Source organism: Archangium lipolyticum, assembly GCF_024623785.1.
Lineage (GTDB): Bacteria > Myxococcota > Myxococcia > Myxococcales > Myxococcaceae > Archangium > Archangium lipolyticum.
Window position 1 is genome coordinate 38,451 of the sequence record NZ_JANKBZ010000041.1, and the last position, 20,409, is coordinate 58,859.

Genomic DNA, 20,409 nt, shown 5'->3' on the forward strand with positions numbered 1-20,409 from the left:
GTGACGTGATGACTCGGGACTTCGCGAAGCAGCAGGGGTGGCGGGGTGGAGCGCGGCGGTTGGCCGTGCTCGCCCTGCTCGGAGTGGGATGCAAGGCGGGCATGTGCGGCTCCGGCTCGGGGCCGCTGTCGGCGGAGGAGCGCAAGGCGATGCCGGGAGTGATCGCCTTCGTCTCCGAGCGGGCACCGCAGAAGGATGTGTGGCTGGTGCGCCCCACGGGGGAGGAGTCCCAGCTGACGCGAGGTCCCGAGGACGAGTACCCCATCGCGCCGTCTCCGGACGGAGCGGCGGTGATGGTGGTGGCGGCGGCGCAGGTGGGGGGGCTGCACGTGGAGCAGTTGCGGTTGGTGCCGTTGGGGGGAGGCGAGCCGGTGATGTTGACGGAGCCCCGGGGCCGGGCGCGCAACCCGAGCTGGGCGCCGGATGGCCGCTGGTTCGTGGCGGAGTCGGACGCGGAGGGCTTCAGCGACGTGGTGCGGCAGGAGCCGCGAGCGGGCGCGGAGGTGAAGCGGCTGGCGACGGCGCGCGAGGGGAACTTCGAGCCGAGCGTGTCACCGGACGGGACGCAGGTGGCGTTCGTGTCCAGCCGGGAGGGAGACCCGGAGATCTACGTGATGAAGGCGGACGGCACGGACGTGCGCCGGCTGACGGCGTTCTACAAGGAGGACATGGCGCCGAAGTGGAGCCCGGACGGCAAGTGGATCTCCTTCCTGAGTGACCGGGAGGGGCGCACGAGGGTGTTCGTGGTGAAGCCGGACGGGACGGGGCTGAGAGCGGTGTCCGGGAGCGCGGTGACGGGGGAGGAGCGGGAGCCGGTGTGGAGTCCGGACGGGCAGAAGCTGGCGTTCGTGGCGAGGGAGAAGACGGAGAAGGAGGGGAAGGCGCGCATCTGGGTGGTGGGGGTGGCGGGAGGGGAGCCGGTGGCGCTGACGGACGGGAAGAGCGTGAACGACCAGCCGGAGTGGAGTCCGGATGGGAAGTACCTGGCGTACGCGTCGGACCGTACGGGGGACGTGGAGCTGTTCCTGATGAGGGCGGACGGGAGTGGGCAGACGCAGTTGACGAGCGCGAAGGGAGCGGACTGGCTGCCGCGCTGGTTCGTGCCCAAGGAGCCGCCCGATGCGGGCCGGGCCGTGAGTCCCTGACTCCCCCACATCCCCTCTCCCTCTGGGAGAGGGACGGGGTGAGGGTATGAGCGCTCTCGAGTTCCCTCCCAGGGAAAGACACCCGTGTCCCGAGCTCCGCCGAGCTCCGCGGGAAGGTCTTGCCAGGACTGGCGACAACCCCCAGACTACCTGACCTGAAACGTCAGACGCCTCCGCTATACTGAACGGGTTCAGCGATGGAGAGGCATGGGGCCTGTCAGGGACGGGGAGGCGCGGAGGAATGGGGCGCAGGAAGGTCTTACTGCGGAGGGAGTACGAGGGGTTGAAGAAGGGGAGGATGGGGGCGCAGGAACGAGGCCGCCGTCTGGAGGGCATCGTCTACGAGCTGCTCGAAACCGAGTCACTGCGCCCGCGGCGCAACACCCGGCCGCCTGGGGAGGAGATCGACATTTCCTTCACGGATGGGCAGCGGCACTTCCTACTGGAGGCCCGCTGGAGGGAGCGGGTGTCCATGGCGGATGTGTTCGCGTTTCGGGGCAAGCTCGAAGGCAAGCTGGTCGGGACGCTCGGGATCTTCCTCTATATCGGCGCGGAGTTCAGTAAGGGAGCCATTCAAGCCCTGACTTGGGGCAAGGAGATCAACACGTTGCTCTTCAGCGAGGATGATCTCGACGACGCATTGTCGCCCGCGCACTCGTTCCGAAAGGTGCTTGAGCTCAAGCTTCGGCACGCCGCTGGTTACGGTGAATGCCACGTCCCTTACATGACGCTCTTGGATGGTTGGGGGTTCTGATGACGAGGAGGTCTTCCACTCAAGCAGCCCCTCCGAGGGTTGCTTTCATCGTCGAGGGGAACAAGGGAAAGTGGCTCGTGGAGGCACTGGCTCGGAAGAGCGTGGCACGGCTCCGGTTGGCGGCACGGCCGTGCTTCGCGACCGTGCGGCTGGGCGGTTCCCCTCATGTGATGGGCATTCTTTCCCTGGTGCTCTTGCTGCTGGGCAGGGACTACCAACGAATCATCGTCGTCTTCGACACGCGTACCACCAACAGGCGGCGCATCGCCGCCATCCTCGAGGAGATCCGGGCTCCGCTCATCAAGGGGGGCGTGGTTGAACGAGTGACCCTGGTACCCGTAGTGCCCTCCATCGAGAACTGGGTGCTGGCGGATGAGAAGGCTCTCGAGCGCGCCGCTGGAGCGCACTTCGTGGAGGGCGTGCCGCGTGGAGGGACCCGGCCCGATGAATTCTTGAGCGAGTTGCTAGGAGGCTGGGGGCCCAAGCAGCAGAAGCAGATTGCGCGAGCTCTCGAGCCCGAGCGGATTCGTGTGAACGACTCGAGCTTCGACGCCTTCGTCCGAGCCCTTCACTCTTCACTGGAGGAACAGGCGCACCTGTCCGCGGAGCAGGAATCCGCTGCGCCCTCCTGAGTTCCCGGTCCGCTTCTGCCAGGAAGGCCTGGCGGCCAGCCGGGCCCTCGCCAGGTTCTCCTCTGTCCTACGGCGCGATGCTGCCCGGGTACAGGGTGAGGACGAGCGCCCTGCCGGGAGTGGCTCCCGCGTGGCGGGGCAGGTAGTCCCGGGTGCCCTGGATGGAGAGGGTGAAGGTCTCGGCGGCGGCGCCGGAGTGCACGTAGAGGAAGAGGCCGGTGGAACTGGTGGCGTCCTGGGTGGAGCTCTGGAAGTCCGGGGCGGGGTAGTAGATGCGGTTGGCGAGGTCTCCCCGGTCGAGCACGACGCGAGCGCCGGCGACGGGGGCTCCCGAGGCATCCACGACGCGGCCGAGGATGAAGCCGGCATCGCGCAACGTCCGGGCGCGGTCTTCGGAGTGCGCGCGGATCCACGTCTCGCCCACGGCCTGGGTGAGGGCGTCGTGGAAGGTGTTGGGCAGGGCCCAGGCGCGCGCCTCGATGATGTCGGTGCGCGGCCGTGTGCGCGTGAAGACGGTGTCGAAGACGATGGTGGAGCTGCGCACGAAGCCCTCGTGCTCGAGGCTGGCGGCGAGGCTCAGGTTGATGCCGCGCACGGGCACGTCGGGCACGGCGAAACCGCCCTCGGCGCTGATGGAGCCCTGGCCGAAGATGGAGTCCGCGTCGTTCACCCCGATGCGCAAGGGCTCCTCGATGGTGAGGGCGACGCCGTCGAGCGTGGGGACGGATTGACCCCGGGCCTCGAGCAGGCGAGCGGCCTCGGGGAAGACCTCGGCGCGACCGGCGACGGTGATGGTCAGGTGGTCGAGATCCACCGACTTGCTGTCACTGCCGTCGACGGCGGGATCCGGATTCGCGGAATTGCCAGGGCCACAGGCCGCCGGGGCGAGCCCAAGGAGAGCGCAGCAGAGAATGAGACTCGGACGCATCATGACTGCGCGCCAAGGTCTTCACGCTCCCGCGCGGCGGCAATCCACCCTCGGGCCGGTGACGTCCCCTGGGTGACGCAATCCCCACGTTCCGAGTGCTCACAGGTGGAAAATGCGAAGGGCCGCCCCCGCCTCGCGAGAGGAAGGGAGCGGCCCTCGAATCACGGACTGCTGGAGTTCAGCTCCTAGCGGCGACCTCCGCGGCCCCAGCCGTTGCCATTGCCACCGCCGTTGCCGTTGCCACCGCCGTTGCCGCCGCCATTGCCGTTACCCCAGCCGCCGCCATTGCCGTTGCTATTGCCACCGCCGTTGCCGCCGCCGTGGCTGTTGCCGCCGCCATTGCCGTTACCCCAGCCGCCGCCATGGCCACCACCGGGGTTGGGCGGAGGATTCCCGCCACCGCTGTTGCCACCGCCATTGTTACCCCAACCACCGCCGTTACCGTGGCCACCGCCGTTACCGTGGCCACCCCCGTTGCCATTGCCACCGCCGTTACCGTGGCCGCCCCCGTTGCCATTGCCACCGCCGTTACCGGGGCGGGGCGGAGGCGGAGGGGTGCCACCGCCGTTGTGTCCATCACCGTTCGTGGGAGGAGGGCGGTTGCCCCAGCCACCGGAGTTGCCCGAGGGAGGAGGCGGCGGAGGCGTGCTTCCCCCCCCGCCCGAGGGAGGAGGGCGGTTGCCCCAGCCACCGGAGTTGCCCGAGGGAGGAGGCGGCGGAGGCGGGCGGCCCCAGCCACCGGAGTTGTCGCTGCTCGTCGGGGGCCGTGAGCCGTAGCTCGTTCCCGGCGGAGGAGGCGGGTTCCGGTTGGAGTTGCCCCAGCCGCCCGAGGAGGGCGGAGGAGGAGGCGGAGGGGACGAGTAGCCACCCCCCGAGTGGCCGCCACGGACGGGCGAGGCGTCATGCGAGTTGCCGCCCCACGACGGGGGCGGAGGAGGCGGCCGGTAGTTGTTGTAGACGTACCCCGAGCGCCCGTTGTCCCAGCGGTACGTCGTGCCCGAGTACGAGTACGGGAAGTAGTCGTGGCTGTGGCGGCCGTGCATGTAGCAGACGCTGCCGCCGACGACCGGGTGGTAGTCCATGTACCAGACCACGCGGGGGCCCCGGTACACGTACACGTCGTTCGAGTAGGTGTAGGTGTTCACGTCCGAGGGCGCGTAGCCGTGGACGTGGGAGTAGTCCTCGGTGCACCACCCGCCGTACTGATCGGGATGGGCGCCGGAGTAGCGGTACTCGTAGGTCGTGGTGGTTGACGACGAGTAGTGGCCTGGCTGGTGGTAGTGGGCGACACAGCCCGTTCCCATCATCAGGGCGGCCGGTACTGTGAGGACGAGAAGGCGACGCATGGAATTTCTCCGGAGCCGGCGGAGGGCCGGTCTGCCCATTTCATCACGGCGATGACTTCCAAGCAGACGGGCGGGCTGTCGGAAAATTCACCTCCTGTTTCCAGGGATTCCCTCCTCACGCTGTGTGCGTCTCTTCCGGGGGCTGCTCCGGGGCCGTTCCCCCCTGGTAAAGAGGAGGCGGGAGGGAGGAAGAGATGGCCGTCATGGATTCCGGGAGCGGTGGGATGGGGGCGTACTGCGCGCTCCACCCGGTGCTGGGGGCCTCGGGCACCTGCGAGCGGTGTGGCAACTTCATGTGCGACCTGTGCGGCGAGCGCGGGGCCCAGACGTTCTGCCCCGGGTGCCGCGAACGCGCCGGGCACCCGGTCTTTCCACTGCGGCGGGACACCTGGAACTTCAGTGCCCTCTGGGACTACTGCTTCGCGGCCTTCAAGCGCGACTGGCTGATGCTGTCGGTGGCGATGCTGGTGGCGATGGCCATGAGCGTGGGGGCCAACCTCGTCAGCAAGCCCTTGGAGTTGCTCGTGGGTGACGGGGCCCCCCTCCTGTCCATTGTCGTCTCCGTGGTCCTCGCCGTCTTCGTGCAGATGGCGCAGGGGGTGATCGGCATGGGGATGATGAGGGTGGTGTTCGATGTCCTCGACGGAGGTAACGCCGACGTCGCCCGGCTCTTCTCCCAATTCCACAAGGCGGGGCGCTACGTGGGGGCGACGCTCCTCGGGGGCGTGGCGGTGTTCCTCCCCCTGCTGCTGCTCTTCTCCGTCCTGTCGTTCGTGGGGCTGGTGGCGATGGGCTACTCCGTGGAGAGCATCGTCACGGGGGACGTGTTCCGCTCGACGGACGTGGACGTGCCGGCCGCCCTGGGCGTCTTCGTCGGGGTGGGAGTCCTCACGCTCGTCCCCGGCCTCTACTTCGGCCTGCCGCTCTACCTCATCCAGGAGGAGCTCACCTTCAACGAGGACGTCTCCGCCGTGGAGGCCCTGCGCAACTGCTACGCGCTGGCGCGCGGCGAGCGGCTGTCGGTACTCGGCGTGGCCCTCGTCGGGGCGCTGCTGGGCTTGGCCGGCATGCTGGCCTGCTGCGTGGGCCTCATCCCGACCCTCGCGCTGAGCCAGCTCCTGCTAGGGGGCCTCTATCTCGCGCTGCGCAAGGGCTCGGAGCTCAAGGCACGGCCCCGCTGAGGGCCGTCCCCGGACGTGTGGGAGCCGCGGCGCGGCGGCCCTCAGTGCACCATGCGCTCGGACGAGCCCGGGCGCGGGGCGTTCAGCTTGCCGATGCAGGTGAGGATGTGCTCGCGGTACTCGGACACGTCGCGCAGGCCGCACACCATCCACCGGCCGCCGATGACGATCGTGGGCACCCCGCGCACGCCGCGGCTGGCCGCGAGCTGGTGCTCGTCGAGGATGAGCTTGCGCGTGTCCTCCGAGTGGTACGCCGCCGAGAAGGGGCCCATGTTCAGGCCCACGCGGCTGGCTAGCTCGAAGATGACGTCCGTGCGCGTCACGTTCACGCCCTGCTCCAGCGCCGCCCGCTGCATGGCTCGCGCGAGGTACGCCCTCGCCGTCGGGCTCTGCAGCCGCGCCGCCTCCAGCGCCGCCAGTGCCGGCACGCTGGTGCGCGGGGCGTCTCCGCCCTGCCACAGCTCCGTCGTCAGCAGCTTCGCCACCGGCTCCGGCTCCTGTTGGGCCCGGCGTACTTCCTCCGTCAGCCCGCGCAGCTCCTTCTCCGTGGGGCGCTTGTCGTGGAGGCGCAGCGGGTACGGACGGACGCGCCAGCGGAGGATGTCTCCGAACTCCTGTTTGAGGGATTCCAGCCGCAGGTCGGCCAGATAGCACCAGGCGCACAACACATCCTGGTAGACGGTGATCTGCAGTGGCTTGGGCAGGGGCTTCATGGGTGCGAGCGCGCACAGATTACGAAGGCCTCACTCCCACTGCCAATCCCCTCCGACATTTTGGAAATGAGCCCATTCCCACGAGGGCCGAGCAAGTAGCTCGTCCGCCCGCCTGCTCCACGAGCCGCAGTTACACCACCAGCAACGGCTTGGCCGCCGCGTGCGCCTCGGAGAGGACGAGCGCGTGGTCGAGGATCGCCCCGGCGATGTCCTGCTTCGTCGCCCGCTCCAGGCCCTCGAAGCCCGGACTGGAGTTGAGCTCCATCAGCCGGGGGCCCGCCCGGCCCTCGAGCATGTCCACGCCGGCGATCTCCAACCCGAGCAGGCGCGCGGCCTGCACCGCCACCTCCACATAGGAGGAGGGGAGCTCCACGGGGTGTCCCTCGCCGCCGCGGTGGATGTTGGAGCGGAACTCGCCCTTCTTGGCCCGCCGCTGCATGGCGCCCACCACCTTGTCGCCCACCACCAGGGCGCGCACGTCGCGCCCCTTGCTCTCCGCCACGAACTCCTGGAGCACCACCTCCTGCCCCAGGTCCCAGAAGGTGTTGAGGATGGTCTGCACCTCCTGGAGCGTGTGGGCGATCATCACCCCCACGCCCTGGGTGCCGCGCAGCAGCTTGATGATGATGGGCAGCCCGCCTACCTCCTCCACGAGCTTGCGGACGTTGCTGCGGTCATGCGCCATCACCGTCCGGGGGACGTCCAGCCCACTGCGGCACAGCAGCTGGAGGGCACGCAGCTTGTCCCGGCTGTGGGAGATGGCCGAGGCGCCATTGAGTACCGGCACCCCCATCATCTCGAAGTGGTTCACCACCGCCAGGCCATATCCGGTGATGGAGGCGCCGATGCGCGGAATCACCACGTCCACGCCCTTGACCTCCACCCCTCGGTAGAGCATCCGCGGCTGGCCCGGGGCGAGCACCATGGTGCAGCGCAGGGTGTCCAGCACCAGGGGCCGGTGGCCGCGCTGCTTGACGGCCTCCACCAGCCGCCGGGTGGAGTACAGGGAGCGCTTGCGGGAGAGGATGACCACCGTCTTCTTCGCTCGTGCGCGGCGCGGGGCCGGCGAGACCGGGAGGGCGGGGGGAGGCGGTTCGACCGCGTGCGCCGGGGCCTTCGGGCGGACCTTGCCGGCCGCCTTCTTGGTCGAGACCTTCTTGGTGGGCATGTGGAGGGGCGTGAGACTACCACGGGCGGACGCGAGTCACGTCACGAGTGTTTGCTATCATCGTAAAATGATGAGCGCTAACGAACCGCACCCGGACGACATCCTGACCAACCCGGGCGAGAACGGTCTCGACTCCATCGTCGCTCCGGCGGACAGCGGAGCCGGCGCCGGGACCGAGGTCCTGGTCCTCGAGTCGCCGCGCACCACGCTCAAGCTGCGCAAGTGCCGGCTGCAGGTGTCGGCCGGCCCGGACGAGGGCAAGTCCCTGGTCTCCGACAAGGAGCGCCTGCGCTGCGGAGCCCACCCCACCAATGACCTGGTGCTCGCCGAGGACCGGACGGCCAGCCGCCACCACTTCGAAATCATCAACACCGAGCGGGGCTGGCTGCTGGTGGACCTCAACTCCACCAACGGCACCTTCCTGGATGGCCGGCGCATCGAGCGCGCCTACCTGTCCGCCAACTCCCAGATTCGCGCCGGCTCCTCCACGCTGGCCTTCTCCCCCATCGACGAGGAGGTGACGGTCGAGCCGGACCGTGACGGCGAGCTGTGCGGGATGGTGGGACAGAGCGTGCAGATGAGGCAGATCTTCGCTCTCATCAAGAAGATCGCCCCCATGGACGTGTCCGTCATCATCAATGGAGAGACGGGGACGGGGAAGGAGCTGGTGGCGCAGGCCATCCATGAGCTGAGCGGCCGGAAGAAGGGGCCGATGGTGGTGCTGGACTGCGGCGCCATTCCGCCCAACCTCATCGAGAGCGAGCTGTTCGGCCACGAGAAGGGGGCCTTCACGGGGGCGATGACGGCGCGGCCGGGCGCCTTCGAGCGGGCGCACGGGGGCACCATCTTCCTGGACGAGCTGGGCGAGCTGCGGTTGGACCTGCAGCCCAAGCTGCTGCGCGTGCTGGAGAACCGCGAGGTGCGGCGCGTGGGCGGCAACGACGTCATGGAGGTGGACTGCCGCGTCATCGCCGCCACCAACCGGGACCTGGTGAAGGAGATAGCGGCGGGCAACTTCCGAGAGGATCTCTTCTTCCGCCTGTCCGTCATCAACATCCAGCTGCCGCCGCTGTGCCAGCGCCGCGAGGACATTCCCCTCATCCTCAAGCGGGCCCTGGCCGAGCCGGAGATGGTGGCGCGCCATGGCCGCAAGCACATCTCCCCCGAGGCCCTGGCGCTGCTGATGGCCTACCCGTGGCCGGGCAACGTGCGCGAGCTGGTGAACGTGCTCTCCCACGTGCTGGCCTTCAGTGACGGAGAGGAGTTGCTGCCCGAGCACCTGCCACCCCGGTTGCGAGGCCAGGCGCGCGAGGGGCCCCTGCCCTTCAACGAGCACCTCACCTTCAAGGACGCCAAGGAGCAGCTGCTGGAGAACTTCGAGCGCGAGTACGTCACCAGCGTCCTCACCCGCTGCGAGGGCAACCTCTCCCGCGCCGCCCGTGAGAGCGGCCTGCACCGCAAGTCGATTGAACGCCTGGTGAAGAAGTATCAGCTGGATGCCAAGGGTATGAAGCCGCGCTGATGCGGCGCGTCAGGTTTCACACGTTCGAGCAGGCAGGCGGGCAGGGGCCGTCCAGTTGACGGATGGGAAAGCGCCGGGTGGAGTGGAACAACCACAAGGTATGAGTTCCCAGGAGAACCCGGCCCCGATCCAGGGGCGTCAGTCCGGTCAGGCATCCGTGGAAGCGGCGTTGACGCTGCCTCTGGTGATCTTCCTGATCCTGGGCACGCTGCAGCTCTTCCTGCTGTTGCAGGCGCGCATCATGACCCAGTACGCGGTGTTCCGCGCCACGCGCGCCGGCAGCGTGAGCCACGGCGAGTGCAAGCGGATGATGGACGCGGCCATCGGCGCGCTGCTGCCCACCTTCGCGCGCACGGACAGCCCGGAGCGGCTCGCGGAGGCCTACGAGCGCTTCAGCAACAACAGCTACGACGGCCAGTTGTCGGGCGGCTCGACGGGCACGCCCTTCACGGGTCAGGTGGTGTGGCTGCTGCGCGAGAGCCCCACCAACGTCACCGCGTCGGAGGAGGACACCTTCGATCAGGGCGGCGACCCGAGGCGGCTCGAGGTGCGCATGGTGTTCTGGTACCCGCTGCGCATTCCGTTCGCGGACTGGGTGCTGACCCGGATGTTCCGCGCTCACTTCGCCATCGCGGAGCTGCACAGCGCCAACCCGCTCATCCTGGCGGACAAGGACGCCAACTGGGAGAACGGGCCGGGGAAGATGGAAGCGCTCATCCGCAACGCCTATTCGAGCAGGACCGCGCCGGGCCAGGGCAGCTACGTCTTCCCCATCACGGCCAGCTACTCCATGCGGATGATGACTCCGGCAAAGCCGGAGAACTTCGCGCAGCAGCACTGCGCCGCCCCCAACTGAGGACGCCATGAAGACCTGTCGCTCCCGTGGCCAATCGCTGGTGCTGTTCTCGCTCACGCTGATGCTGCTCGCGTTGATGGTGCTGCTCACCGTCTCCATGGGCATGCGCGTGCGCGAGAAGATGGAGCTGCAGACGATCGCCGACGCGGCCGCCTACTCGGACGCCGTGGCCACCGCCCGTACCTTCAACGTCATCGCGGTGATGAACCGCACCGAGTGGAGCCTGCTGGTGGCCCAGACCGCCACGCAGGCCTACATCAGCTGGGCCTCGGCCTACCGCGGCTCGCTCAATGTGCTCAGGAGCAGCGTGTACCCGATGATGCAGGCGGAGCTGGCCCTGTGCCAGCCGCCCTGGCGCATCCCTCCCGCGCAGCTCAAGATGACCCAGTGGATGCAGAAGCTCAACCAGGAGATCCAGCGCGTCCAGAATGTGTGGGACGGGGTCGACCGGGCCGCTTCGGCACAGGTGCGGGGCCTCAATGGCCTCGAGGCGGCGATGTACGAGAATGACTTCGCGGCCAACTACCGGACCCTGGATGGACTCATCCGCGACCAGAGCCTGGCGGGGACCATCGTGGAGAAGGCCCAGGGCGCGTCCATCTGGCCCCTGGAGGCACCCGCGGAGGGCAGCAAGATCAACATGCGGGAGATCTCCAAGAACTGCAGCGACGGCGCCGCGTGTGATCCGATGCCGAGCAGCAATCCCCAGGGCGGCAACAGCATCGACCACCAGTACGAAATCTACATGGGCAGCCGCGGCGATGCCTTCACCACGGGCCGCGCGGGCGGCGCGGCGATGATCACCGCCCGGCTCAACGTCGTCTTCGCGGGGTTCACGGGCGCCGCGGTCTACAGTGGCGACGGTGCCGCGTACCGGTCCGACCAGTTCGATGGGCCCCTGCACGGCGCGGAGGGCAATCCGGGCGCGGCCCAGTCGGACGACCATGGCAACGTGAGCTGGGCAGGTCTGATGGCGAGCTGCCCCGTCTTCGGGACGGGGTCGGTGGAGGCCAATGTGCGGGCCAACCTCAGCAGCAACCCCGACGTGCACACGTGGAGTGGCGACACGTGCCAGAACCAGAGTGACACCACCCACTCGCTCATCGGCGACATCGCCGGCGGCAACTGGCCCATCGTCTACGACTACAACGAGAACAAGCTGTCCAACAAGGACGACCTCCAGGGCCAGCCCAAGTTGTACTCGCTCATCACGCGCGACTACGGCCAGCCGAAGAAGGATCTGAAGAACGCGGCCCCCTGGTTCCGGAACTTCAACTTCAGCTTCTCCCCCAATCGCACCAGCCGCTTCGACAACCGGGGGCTGAGCACGGACAACGGCAAGTACGACATCCGCAAGCAGGCCACCCTGGCCACGGGGTTGGCCTACTACCACCGCGGTGGGGACTGGGCCGAGCCGCCCAACTTCATGAATCCCTTCTGGCGCGCCACGCTGGTGGCGCCGGACATCGACGCGCAGGGCAAGGGCCGCGAGGGCGACATCGCCAAGACGCTCGACAATGTCGGGCTGGACGTGGCGAAGCAGACCTATCAGGCGCTCTACGACGCGAAGTTCGGAGGCTGGCAATGAGCACGCTCCCCCGCCGCGCGCCGCGCGGACAGTCACTCGTCGAGACGGCGCTCGGGTTGATCGTCTTCGTCTCCATCGTGGTGTGGGGCATCCACCTGGCGGAGCTGGGCTACCTGGCGCCCAAGGTGCACGAGGCGGCCGCCAACGCGCTGTGGGACACCACGGCGAAGAAGATGCACGAGCATCCCAATGACTACTCGCCTCGCCAGCAGGCCATCAGCAGCGCGGGCTCCGAGGCGACGGGCCGCTACACCAGCTTCGACGGGCGCGAGTCCAAGAAGAACGGCGATGGGACGGTGAAGCTGGTGTTCACCGAGGCCAGGAGCATGAACGTCACCTGTGAGTCGGACCAGGTGGCGAACATGTCCCAGAACAACTACCAGGCCTACCCGGGCGGCAGCGGAGGCATGGGGTGCTACGCGAGCGCGCAGCTGCGCGTCATCAACTTCCCCAAGTCCTTCGTGGACCAGGGAAACGAGGGCTTCTTCAAGGTGAAGAACTACCCGAACCTGGGGTGGTTCACCTTCTGCTCCATGGGCATGGCCTCGAATGGCGACTGCAGCCAGGGCCGGTTCGCCATCATGCTGGATGACTGGGGGCTGTCCGGGGGCGCGGAGAGCCAGGACCACCTGCTCGACAGCGGGGGCAACGATGGCTTCTCGGGCCTGGTGCGCAACGTGTACAACCAGACGGGCGCTTCGGGCATGGGCGCCGGCCAGGCCATGGCCATGGCCATCGTCAACGCGGCGCCCGGCAGGTTCGATGGCACCTTCTGGATGAGCTACCAGAGCGGCAAGCCGGACCCGGAATTCACCGACGGCGACAGCGGTCCCAATGACTGGATGACCAACGTGCGCAGCGGAAGCCGCAACTCCAAATACAAGGACCGGGGTAATAGATGGTTGGGGTTGTGAGGGCGGGGCTGGTGGTGGCGCTCGTGCTCGGGGCGCTGCTGCCGGCCGGCGCGGCGGAGCCGGAGAAGAAGAAGCGCTTCGAGTGGGACGTGCCGGGAATGGTGTCGCAGGTGGAGGTGGACGGCGTGCAGGTGGCGCTCGGCATCCCCATGAAGCTGCACGCGGTGACGTCCTCGTGGAAGCCGAAGGACCTCCTCCGCCACTTCGCCGAGCAGTTCAAGCAGCAGGGGTTCTACATTCCTCCGCCCTCGCACCAGGTGCATGTCCACGGGGGCCTGTCCCTGACGGCGCTGGATGTGAACCGGGACCTCACGTACACCGTGTTCCTGCGGCTCAACCCGGATGGGAAGACGACGCGCGTGCTGCTGGGCACCGCCAACGTGGGGCAGATCCGCAATCCCACGGCCGACAACGCCTTCGCGCCGGTGTACCCGGGAGCCACGCAGCTCGTCACCAGCGACGTCGAGGCCGCGCGCTCGCTCTCGTACGTCATCACCGCCACGGCCGAGCAGCTCGCCGCCTTCTACCGCGACGCCATGAAGGCCGCCGGTTGGGAGGAGAAGCGCCCGGGCACCTACCGCAAGGGCAACGAGCGGGTGGTGGTGATGGCCCGTCCCCTGGAGAAGGGGCAGCTCTCGGTGGTCGTGCTGGGCGGGTACCTCGCCCGCGATGAGGAGGACCTCTCCGAATGACACGCGGGGTGCTCGGCGCGTGCGTGGCCCTGGGGTTGCTCGCCGTGCCGGGATGCGTGGCGCGCGAGGCCCGGCCCGAGCCCGTGAAGGCGGCCCCCGCGCGGCCCGCGACGCTCCAGGAGGCGGTGACGCAACTGGCCGCCGAGGCGGCCCTGCTGTCGCCCGGGACGGAGGTGGCCATCGCCGTGCGCAACCTCCGCACGGGCGAGTACGCGGGCGTGGCGGACGAGGTGCCCCACGTCTCGGCCAGCGCCGCGAAGGTGCTCTGGGTGGCGGCGGCGCTCGCGCGCGTGGGCACCGACAAGGTGGCTCCCCACGCCGGACCCATCTTCCGTGCCTCGGACAACGAGGCCTCGGGCGAGGTCATCGACCTGATCGGCCCGGATGCCGTCAATGATTGGTACCGCGAGCTGGGGCTGAGACACACCGCGCTCACCCGGTGGAGGTACGGCAAGCCGCGCCAGGCGACCAACTCGCCGCGGGAGATGGGCGGGGACAACTACTTCACCGCCCGGGACGTGGTGGAGGTGCTCACGCGGTGGGACCGGGGTGAGCTGCTCGGCGGGGCGGAGACGGAGGCGCTGCGCCAGTGGATGACGCTCACCCCGCGCACCGGGTGTGGTGGGTGGATGGGGGCGCTGCTGCCGGAGCCCGCGCGCGTCACGCTGATGCACAAGGCGGGCTGGCTGCCCCCTGGCTGCTGCTCGGACGACGCCGTGTACAACACGCTCACCGAGGTGGGGGTGGTGCAGGTGCCCGGTGGGGACCGCTACGCCGTGGCGCTGCTGGCCCGCCGTGGCAGGGACTACTGGCGGCGCCAGGCGCCCTTCGTCGAGCGCGCCTCGTGCGTGCTGTACCGGACCGTCTCCCGCGATGCGTCGCTCGCCTGCCACGACGCGGCGGGCGTTCTCGACCCGGGCACCTTCGGCCTGCCAGAGTCGGCTCCCGTTCCGAAGGACTGTGATTGAGGGGATACACATGCGGACGATGAAGCGAGTGGGACGGGCCTGGGGCCTGCTGATGCTGGGCGGAGCGCTGCTGGCGCTGCCGGCGAGCGCGGCGGGCTCCCAGAACAAGCCGAAGACGTGCGAGGCGGCCTGCACCGAGAAGGCCATGGCACCGATGCAGCAGTGCGTGGCGAAGTGCCCGAACCCCGAGAGCAACAAGGGCGGCTTCGAGCACTGTTCGCGGCGCTGCTCCGAGCACTTCGAGGAGAAGGTCAACGCGTGCAGCAAGGACTGCCCCAAGGAGAAGCCGCAGCGGAGCAAGCACCGGACGCAGCAGGGGCAGAACAACCGGTCGAAGTATTAGGGGTCGCTCCCCCAGCTTCGGGGGAGGGGAGGGCTCGGCCGGAGGGTGACGCGGTTGAAGCACTGCCGGCCCCGTGTTACGGCCGGTGGCCATGAGCGACACCGGTGCACCCCCGAAGGATTACAAGGATTCGGTCAACCTCCCCAAGACGGACTTCCCCATGAAGGGGAACCTGGCCCAGCTGGAGCCGAGGATGCTCGGCTGGTGGGCGGAGCGGGGCATCTGGGGGAAGATTCTCGAGCGGCGCGCGGAGGCCGAGCCCTTCGTCCTGACGGATGGGCCGCCCTACGCCAACGGGCACATCCACGCGGGCCACGCGCTCAACAAGGTCCTCAAGGACATCGTCGTGAAGTACCGCAACCTGGCGGGCCGACGGTGCGACTACATCCCTGGCTGGGACACCCACGGTCTGCCCATCGAGCAGGCGGTGGAGAAGCGGCTCAAGGACAAGAAGATCGACAAGCGGACGCTGGACCGGGAAGCCTTCCTGGAGCAGTGCCGCGCGTACGCGGTGGAGTTCATCGACATCCAGCGCACCGAGTTCAAGCGCCTGGGCATCCTCGGGGACTGGGAGCACCCGTACCGCACGCTCGACTTCGCCTACGAGGCTCAGGAGATCCGCGAGCTGGCCACGTTCGCGAAGCGGGGCATGCTCTACCGGCGCAAGAAGCCGGTGTACTTCTGCCTGACGGACCAGACGGCGCTGGCCGAGGCCGAGGTGGAGTACGAGGACCACGCGAGCCCGTCGGTGTACGTGGCCTTCCCGGCGGGTCCCGAGGTGGCCGGGCGGGTGCCGGCGCTGAAGGGGAAGAACGTCTCGTTCGTCATCTGGACCACGACGCCGTGGACGCTGCCGGCCAACCTGGCCATCGCGATGAACGCGGAGTACGAGTACGTGTTCTACGCGCTGGGCGAGCGGGTCATCTGCGTGGCGAAGGACCTGCTGCCCAAGGTGCTGGCCGAGGTGAAGGCGGACGAGCTGGCGGTGAAGAACGTGAAGGTGGCCGGCGAAGAGGTGTCGGCGGCCGCGCTGGTGGAGCCGGAGCGCATCCTCGCGTACGCGCGCGGTGACGAGCTGGAGGGCTGTACCTACCGGCACGTCTTCTACGAGCGGGAGGGGAAGATCCTCCTGGGCGAGCACGTGACGCTGGAGGCCGGTACGGGCCTGGTGCACACGGCGCCGGGACACGGCCAGGAGGACTACGAGGTGGGCCTGAAGTACGGGCTCGACATCTACAACCCGGTGCGCCAGGACGGCCGCTACGACGAGAGCGTGGGGAGCTGGCTCGCGGGCAAGAAGGTCTTCGAGGCCAACCCGGTCATCATCGAAGCGCTGGCCGAGAAGGGCGTGCTGCTCAACGACAAGTCGGACAAGGTCGAGCACAGCTATCCGCACTGCTGGCGGTGCCACAACCCGGTGATCCTCAGCGCGACGTACCAGTGGTTCATCCCGTTGGACAAGCCGCTGAAGGGCGAGAAGACGTTCCGGCAGCAGGTGCTGGACGAGGTGGACCGGGTGCAGTGGGTGCCCTCGTGGGGACACAGCCGCATCCGGGGCATGCTGGAGACGCGGCCGGACTGGTGCATCAGCCGGCAGCGGACGTGGGGCGTGCCCATCCCCATCGCGTACTGCGAGGGGTGCGAGGAGTCGGTCATCTCTCCGGAGCTGATGGAGAAGGTGGCGGCGGCGGTGGAGAAGGAGGGCGCGGGCGTGTGGTACCGCACGCCGGTGAAGGAGTTCCTCCCCGCGGGCTACGCGTGTGCGAAGTGCGGCAAGACGGAGTTCCGCCGCGAGACGGACATCCTGGACGTGTGGTTCGACTCGGCGTGCGCGTTCAGCGCGGTATCGGGGCGGCGGCAGCGGATTCCGGCGGACCTGTTCCTGGAGGGGAGTGATCAGCACCGGGGCTGGTTCCACTCGTCCATCCTGGTGTCGGTGGGGACGAGGGACGAGTCGCCGTACAAGGCGTGCCTGACGCACGGCTTCGTGGTGGACGGCGCGGGCGAGAAGATGTCGAAGAGCCGGGGCAACGTGGTGGCGCCGGAGAAGATCATCCAGCAGTACGGCGCCGAGGTGCTGCGGCTGTGGGTGGCCTCGAGCGACTACCGCAACGACGTGCGCCTGTCGGACCAGATCCTCAAGGGGCTGAGTGAGGGCTACCGGAAGATCCGCAACACCATCCGGTACGCGTTGAGCAACCTGTACGACTTCGACCCAGCGAAAGACGCGGTGCCGGCGGGCGAGCTGCTGTCGCTGGACACGTGGGCGAGAGGCCGGCTGGCGGATGTGGTGGCGCGGGTGAAGAGGGCCTACGAGGCGTACGAGTTCCACCTCGTGTACGCGACGGTGGTGGACTTCTGCGCGGGAGACCTGTCGGCGGTGTACTTCGACATCCTGAAGGACCGGCTGTACACGACGAGGACGACGGGCCACGCGAGGCGGAGCGCGCAGACGGTGCTGCACGAGGTGGCGACGGTGCTGCTGCAGGTGTTGGCGCCGGTGATGAGCTTCACGGCGGAGGAGGCGTGGCAGTACCTGCCGGGGAAGAAGGCGGAGAGCGTGTACCTGACGGACTTCCCGGAGCCGGCGGTGAAGACGGACGCGGCGCTGGCGGAGCGTTACGAGAAGCTCTTCGCGGTGCGTAGCGCGGTGCAGGGGCTGCTGGAGGCGGCGAGGCGGGACAAGATGATTGGCGCGTCGCTGGAGGCGCGGGTGGTGCTGAGCGCGAGCGGCAAGGCGAGGGAGTTCCTGAAGGCGAACGAGGCGGAGCTGCCGGGGCTGCTGATCGTGAGCCAGGTGGAGCTGGTGGATGGGGCGGGGGAGAAAGCTCAGTCACTGAACGTGGCGCAGGTGCTGGGCGAGGAAGTGAAGGCGGAGGTGCTGCCGGCGAAGGGAGCGAAATGCCCGCGCTGCTGGACGTACTCGGAGAAGGTCGAGTCCGGAGCGGAAGTCTGCGCCAAATGCCAGGAAGCGCTGAGCTGAGGTCCCAACAACCCCTCTCCCTTCGGGAGAGGGACGGGGTGAGGGTACCTCGCGCCCCGGGTTGAGCCCGAGTCAATCCCCTCTCCCTCTGGGAGAGGGCCAGGGTGAGGGTCTACGGCCGCGGCTCCCTACGGGAGCTGCTCGAGCTCGCGCAGCTTGTCGATGATGACCTGCATGCGAGCGTGGTGTGAACCAGCCCAGAACACGCGCTTGCATTCGGGGCACTGTTGGAACCGGGTGAACGAGGCATGCACGCGCTCCGGCACGCGGCCCTGGACCTCCGCGTGAGAAGCCTCGGAGAGCGCGCCGTTGCACGCGATGCACCGCGAGAACGGATGCATGAGCGCGGTGAGCCTGAATCGCCGGACCACTTCCACGAGCTGCTGCGAGGGGTTCGTCTCGCGGGGAAAATACCCGTGAACCACCTCGGAGCGCTTGAGCACGCCAATATCCCGTGTGAGCAGGATGCGCTGCTCGTCCCGGGACACACGGGCGAGCACGTCATCGGCGTAGTCATTGCGCCACAGCGTGTCGAACCCGAGCATGCGCAGCAGGCCCGCGAGCCGGCCGAGGCCCACGTCGAGCAGGAAGCGGGGCTTGGGGAGGGCAGGGGGCCCCACGCGCACGAGCGGTGCCACGTCGATGGCGGAGAACACGGGGTACACCGCGAGCCGCTGGCCGGGCTCGACGCGGTGGGAGAAGTCCACGGCCTCGCCGTCCACGAGCACCACGTCCACCTCGGGGTGGGGCGGGCCGAGCGACTCGATGAGGTCCTTCACCGAGCAGGGCCCGGCGAGGGCATGAAGGAACTCGACGCCGCGGCGCTCGGGGGCCAGGAAGTCGTTGAGCGAGCCGTAGAAACGGACCGTCACCTGCCTCATGACTTCAAGAACGAGGCGGCTCGGCGGGGCCCTTGTTGCGCAGCCGGCGGATGATGCGGTCGATGAGCGGCGTGAGGGCGAACGTGGCGGCGAAGCGCGGAATCTTGATGACCTGGCAGGCGGCGTAGGCGCCCGCGAAGGTCCCCGCGGCTCCAGCGGCTCCGGTGACATTGAAGCCCGCGCGGATGAGCAGCGCGAAGACCACCAGGCACAGGATGAAGATGGAGTAGTGCACCACGATGGCCAGCATGCCGTAGCGCGTGATGAAGTCCTGGAGCCGCTCCATGAGGGTGGGCTTGGGCTTCGCCACGGCGGTGGCGGTGGGAGTCTCGTTCGGATTCGGCGTCACAGGTGGCTCAACAGTCCCCATCATCCCCACCATGCCCCACTTGGGGGCTTGTAAGCGAGTCAACCCCTTGGCAGCCCGGTCGTATTCCGGGCCGTGTTGTCAGACTCCCAGTCACCAAGGTAGACGTGGAGGCCTCATGGTGCATCGTTTCCGCGTCCTGATCCTCGTGGGCCTCGCCACCCTTGCCGCCGACCAGGTGACCAAATACCTGGCCGTGGCCCACCTGACGGAGGCTCTCGACGGGAGGACGGGCCTCGCCCGGCTGGAGGGGTTCTTCACCGAGCAGAACCTGGACAACGACCCGCCGGTGGAGGGCGCGTACCGCCGGTCCACGCGGCCCTACCGCTTCATCGAGGACTACTGGCACTTCCGCTACGTGGAGAACCCGGGTGCCGCCTGGGGCATGTTCGCCACCCTGCCCGAGTCCGTGCGCCGGCCCTTCTTCCACGTGGTGAGCCTGGTGGCGCTCGGCTTCATCCTCTTCATGTACGTGCGGCTCACCCCGGAGCAGAAGTCGGTGCGCTGGGCGCTGGCGCTCGTCACCGGAGGGGCCCTGGGCAACTTCATGGACCGGCTGCTGCGCGGCTACGTCATCGACTTCATCGACTGGCACTGGCGCAACCAGCCTGGCATGCGCTGGCCCACCTTCAACGTGGCCGACGCGGCCATCTGCATCGGCGTGGGCCTGCTGCTCCTGGACTCCTTCCGGGCACGCGGGCCCGTGGAATCCGTGACGCCGGGGGGGCAGGTGGTATAAGCGGCACCCGTGCCCCGCAAATACCTCCTCCTGCTGACGGTGGCGCTCGGCGTCATCGTCTTCGACCAGTGGACGAAGTACCTCGTCGTCCGCGAGCTCACCACCCGCTTCGATGACAGGCCCACGCTCGGCGAGCGCCTGTCGGCGATGTATGGCGAGCCCCCTCCCCAGGGCTTCGATGGACTGCACTATCGGTCCAAGCGCCACATCGAGGTCTCCCCGTCCTTCTTCCGCCTGCGCTACGCGGAGAACCCGGGCGCGGCCTGGGGCCTGTTCCGCAACCTGCCGCCCAACGTGCGCGGGCCGCTCTTCCACGTGGTGAGCATCGGCGCGGTGGTGCTCATCTCCTGGTACTTCAGCCAGCTCAGTGGGAAGGATCCCCAGGAGCGCTGGGCCCTGTGGGGCCTGCCCCTGGTGTTGGGTGGGGCCATTGGCAACTACATCGACCGGATCGCCCGGGCCTTCGTCATCGATTTCCTCGAGGCCCACTGGTACGACAAGGCGGCCTGGCCGTCCTTCAACGTGGCCGATTCGGCCATCGTCGTGGGCGTGGGGTTGCTCCTGGTGGATGCCTTCGTGCGCAAGGACAAGCCCGCGGAGGAGAAGTCCGCCCAGGCCCGTTCCTGACGGCGGGCCGCTCCCCGTGCTGGCGCTCCGGCCCCGGGCCGCCACTCCCTACTGCAAAAGTT

At 68.4% G+C, this 20,409-nt stretch carries 20 protein-coding genes; 14 read left to right on the plus strand and 6 right to left on the minus strand.

What is annotated here, in order from left to right; all coding sequences use genetic code 11:
- Positions 1-8: 8 nt before the first annotated feature.
- From NR810_RS46235 to NR810_RS46245, 3 genes are all read left to right on the plus strand, one after another.
- Complete coding sequence (locus NR810_RS46235) at positions 9-1,145, plus strand: LpqB family beta-propeller domain-containing protein (RefSeq protein WP_257462097.1); 1,137 nt, start codon at positions 9-11, stop codon at positions 1,143-1,145.
- A gap of 283 nt (positions 1,146-1,428) precedes the next feature.
- Positions 1,429-1,899 (plus strand): hypothetical protein, encoded by a 471-nt coding sequence (locus NR810_RS46240; protein WP_257462098.1) that lies wholly within the window; start codon positions 1,429-1,431, stop codon positions 1,897-1,899.
- A gap of 77 nt (positions 1,900-1,976) precedes the next feature.
- Positions 1,977-2,531, plus strand: a complete 555-nt coding sequence (locus NR810_RS46245) for a hypothetical protein (protein WP_257462099.1) — start codon at positions 1,977-1,979, stop codon at positions 2,529-2,531.
- A 67-nt stretch (positions 2,532-2,598) separates the two neighbouring features.
- Here NR810_RS46245 and NR810_RS46250 read toward each other — a convergent pair whose 3' ends face one another.
- Together NR810_RS46250 and NR810_RS46255 are read right to left on the minus strand one after the other, a co-directional pair.
- Positions 2,599-3,462 (minus strand): carboxypeptidase-like regulatory domain-containing protein, encoded by an 864-nt coding sequence (locus NR810_RS46250; RefSeq protein ID WP_257462101.1) that lies wholly within the window; start codon positions 3,460-3,462, stop codon positions 2,599-2,601.
- A gap of 182 nt (positions 3,463-3,644) precedes the next feature.
- Positions 3,645-4,805, minus strand: a complete 1,161-nt coding sequence (locus NR810_RS46255; RefSeq protein ID WP_257462102.1) for a hypothetical protein — start codon at positions 4,803-4,805, stop codon at positions 3,645-3,647.
- Between the two features lie 194 nt (positions 4,806-4,999).
- Between NR810_RS46255 and NR810_RS46260 the strand changes: the two genes are divergently transcribed.
- Positions 5,000-5,986 carry a hypothetical protein gene (locus tag NR810_RS46260; RefSeq protein WP_257462103.1) on the plus strand — a complete coding sequence of 329 codons (987 nt, stop codon included), beginning with the start codon at positions 5,000-5,002 and terminating at the stop codon, positions 5,984-5,986.
- Positions 5,987-6,027: 41 nt separating this feature from the next.
- On the opposite strand, the gene NR810_RS46265 is transcribed toward NR810_RS46260, so the two are convergent.
- Positions 6,028-6,699, minus strand: coding sequence for a DsbA family oxidoreductase (locus NR810_RS46265; RefSeq protein WP_257462104.1), 672 nt, complete (start codon positions 6,697-6,699; stop codon positions 6,028-6,030).
- Positions 6,700-6,829: 130 nt separating this feature from the next.
- On the minus strand, positions 6,830-7,867 hold the full coding sequence (locus NR810_RS46270; protein WP_257462105.1) for an ATP-grasp domain-containing protein: 1,038 nt from the start codon (positions 7,865-7,867) through the stop codon (positions 6,830-6,832).
- A gap of 70 nt (positions 7,868-7,937) precedes the next feature.
- On the opposite strand from NR810_RS46270, the gene NR810_RS46275 reads away from it, so the two are divergent.
- From NR810_RS46275 to ileS, 8 genes are all read left to right on the plus strand, one after another.
- Positions 7,938-9,389: a sigma 54-interacting transcriptional regulator gene (locus NR810_RS46275; protein WP_257462106.1), complete on the plus strand. Its 1,452-nt coding sequence runs from the start codon at positions 7,938-7,940 to the stop codon at positions 9,387-9,389.
- A gap of 100 nt (positions 9,390-9,489) precedes the next feature.
- A complete protein-coding gene (locus tag NR810_RS46280) occupies positions 9,490-10,245 on the plus strand; it encodes a TadE/TadG family type IV pilus assembly protein (protein ID WP_257462107.1) in 756 nt (251 codons plus the stop codon).
- Between the two features lie 7 nt (positions 10,246-10,252).
- Entirely contained in the window at positions 10,253-11,833 is a 1,581-nt protein-coding gene (locus tag NR810_RS46285) for a pilus assembly protein TadG-related protein (RefSeq protein ID WP_257462108.1), read from the plus strand.
- Positions 11,830-12,747 carry a hypothetical protein gene (locus NR810_RS46290; protein ID WP_257462109.1) on the plus strand — a complete coding sequence of 306 codons (918 nt, stop codon included), beginning with the start codon at positions 11,830-11,832 and terminating at the stop codon, positions 12,745-12,747. Before NR810_RS46285 ends, NR810_RS46290 begins: the two co-directional genes overlap by 4 nt.
- Positions 12,732-13,439: a hypothetical protein gene (locus NR810_RS46295; protein ID WP_257462111.1), complete on the plus strand. Its 708-nt coding sequence runs from the start codon at positions 12,732-12,734 to the stop codon at positions 13,437-13,439. The genes NR810_RS46290 and NR810_RS46295 overlap by 16 nt, the downstream gene beginning before the upstream one ends.
- A complete protein-coding gene (locus NR810_RS46300) occupies positions 13,436-14,407 on the plus strand; it encodes a serine hydrolase (protein WP_257462112.1) in 972 nt (323 codons plus the stop codon). The genes NR810_RS46295 and NR810_RS46300 overlap by 4 nt, the downstream gene beginning before the upstream one ends.
- 10 nt (positions 14,408-14,417) lie before the next feature.
- A complete protein-coding gene (locus NR810_RS46305) occupies positions 14,418-14,750 on the plus strand; it encodes a hypothetical protein (protein ID WP_257462114.1) in 333 nt (110 codons plus the stop codon).
- Positions 14,751-14,841: 91 nt separating this feature from the next.
- Positions 14,842-17,733, plus strand: coding sequence for an isoleucine--tRNA ligase (ileS, locus tag NR810_RS46310; protein ID WP_257462115.1), 2,892 nt, complete (start codon positions 14,842-14,844; stop codon positions 17,731-17,733).
- A gap of 128 nt (positions 17,734-17,861) precedes the next feature.
- On the opposite strand, the gene NR810_RS46315 is transcribed toward ileS, so the two are convergent.
- Together NR810_RS46315 and NR810_RS46320 are read right to left on the minus strand one after the other, a co-directional pair.
- Positions 17,862-18,614 carry a Mut7-C ubiquitin/RNAse domain-containing protein gene (locus NR810_RS46315; protein ID WP_257462116.1) on the minus strand — a complete coding sequence of 251 codons (753 nt, stop codon included), beginning with the start codon at positions 18,612-18,614 and terminating at the stop codon, positions 17,862-17,864.
- 4 nt (positions 18,615-18,618) lie between these two features.
- Positions 18,619-18,963, minus strand: coding sequence for a hypothetical protein (locus tag NR810_RS46320; protein ID WP_257462117.1), 345 nt, complete (start codon positions 18,961-18,963; stop codon positions 18,619-18,621).
- Between the two features lie 136 nt (positions 18,964-19,099).
- Between NR810_RS46320 and lspA (NR810_RS46325) the strand changes: the two genes are divergently transcribed.
- Positions 19,100-19,720, plus strand: a complete 621-nt coding sequence (gene lspA, locus NR810_RS46325) for a signal peptidase II (protein WP_257462118.1) — start codon at positions 19,100-19,102, stop codon at positions 19,718-19,720.
- 9 nt (positions 19,721-19,729) lie between these two features.
- A complete protein-coding gene (gene lspA / locus NR810_RS46330; RefSeq protein WP_257462119.1) occupies positions 19,730-20,347 on the plus strand; it encodes a signal peptidase II in 618 nt (205 codons plus the stop codon).
- The last annotated feature ends 62 nt before the right edge of the window (positions 20,348-20,409 follow it).

Bases quoted from the DNA above. Each gene is read 5' to 3' on its own strand.
- NR810_RS46295 (WP_257462111.1), top strand. From the start codon at position 12,732: ATGGTTGGGGTTGTGAGGGCGGGGCTGGTGGTGGCGCTCGTGCTCGGG.
- NR810_RS46280 (WP_257462107.1), top strand. From the start codon at position 9,490: ATGAGTTCCCAGGAGAACCCGGCCCCGATCCAGGGGCGTCAGTCCGGT.
- NR810_RS46275 (WP_257462106.1), top strand. From the start codon at position 7,938: ATGAGCGCTAACGAACCGCACCCGGACGACATCCTGACCAACCCGGGC.
- ileS (WP_257462115.1), top strand. From the start codon at position 14,842: ATGAGCGACACCGGTGCACCCCCGAAGGATTACAAGGATTCGGTCAAC.
- NR810_RS46250 (WP_257462101.1), bottom strand. From the start codon at position 3,462: ATGATGCGTCCGAGTCTCATTCTCTGCTGCGCTCTCCTTGGGCTCGCC.
- NR810_RS46260 (WP_257462103.1), top strand. From the start codon at position 5,000: ATGGCCGTCATGGATTCCGGGAGCGGTGGGATGGGGGCGTACTGCGCG.
- NR810_RS46265 (WP_257462104.1), bottom strand. From the start codon at position 6,699: ATGAAGCCCCTGCCCAAGCCACTGCAGATCACCGTCTACCAGGATGTG.
- lspA (WP_257462118.1), top strand. From the start codon at position 19,100: ATGGTGCATCGTTTCCGCGTCCTGATCCTCGTGGGCCTCGCCACCCTT.
- NR810_RS46290 (WP_257462109.1), top strand. From the start codon at position 11,830: ATGAGCACGCTCCCCCGCCGCGCGCCGCGCGGACAGTCACTCGTCGAG.
- NR810_RS46285 (WP_257462108.1), top strand. From the start codon at position 10,253: ATGAAGACCTGTCGCTCCCGTGGCCAATCGCTGGTGCTGTTCTCGCTC.
- NR810_RS46235 (WP_257462097.1), top strand. From the start codon at position 9: ATGACTCGGGACTTCGCGAAGCAGCAGGGGTGGCGGGGTGGAGCGCGG.
- NR810_RS46315 (WP_257462116.1), bottom strand. From the start codon at position 18,614: ATGAGGCAGGTGACGGTCCGTTTCTACGGCTCGCTCAACGACTTCCTG.
- NR810_RS46255 (WP_257462102.1), bottom strand. From the start codon at position 4,805: ATGCGTCGCCTTCTCGTCCTCACAGTACCGGCCGCCCTGATGATGGGA.
- NR810_RS46300 (WP_257462112.1), top strand. From the start codon at position 13,436: ATGACACGCGGGGTGCTCGGCGCGTGCGTGGCCCTGGGGTTGCTCGCC.
- NR810_RS46270 (WP_257462105.1), bottom strand. From the start codon at position 7,867: ATGCCCACCAAGAAGGTCTCGACCAAGAAGGCGGCCGGCAAGGTCCGC.
- NR810_RS46305 (WP_257462114.1), top strand. From the start codon at position 14,418: ATGCGGACGATGAAGCGAGTGGGACGGGCCTGGGGCCTGCTGATGCTG.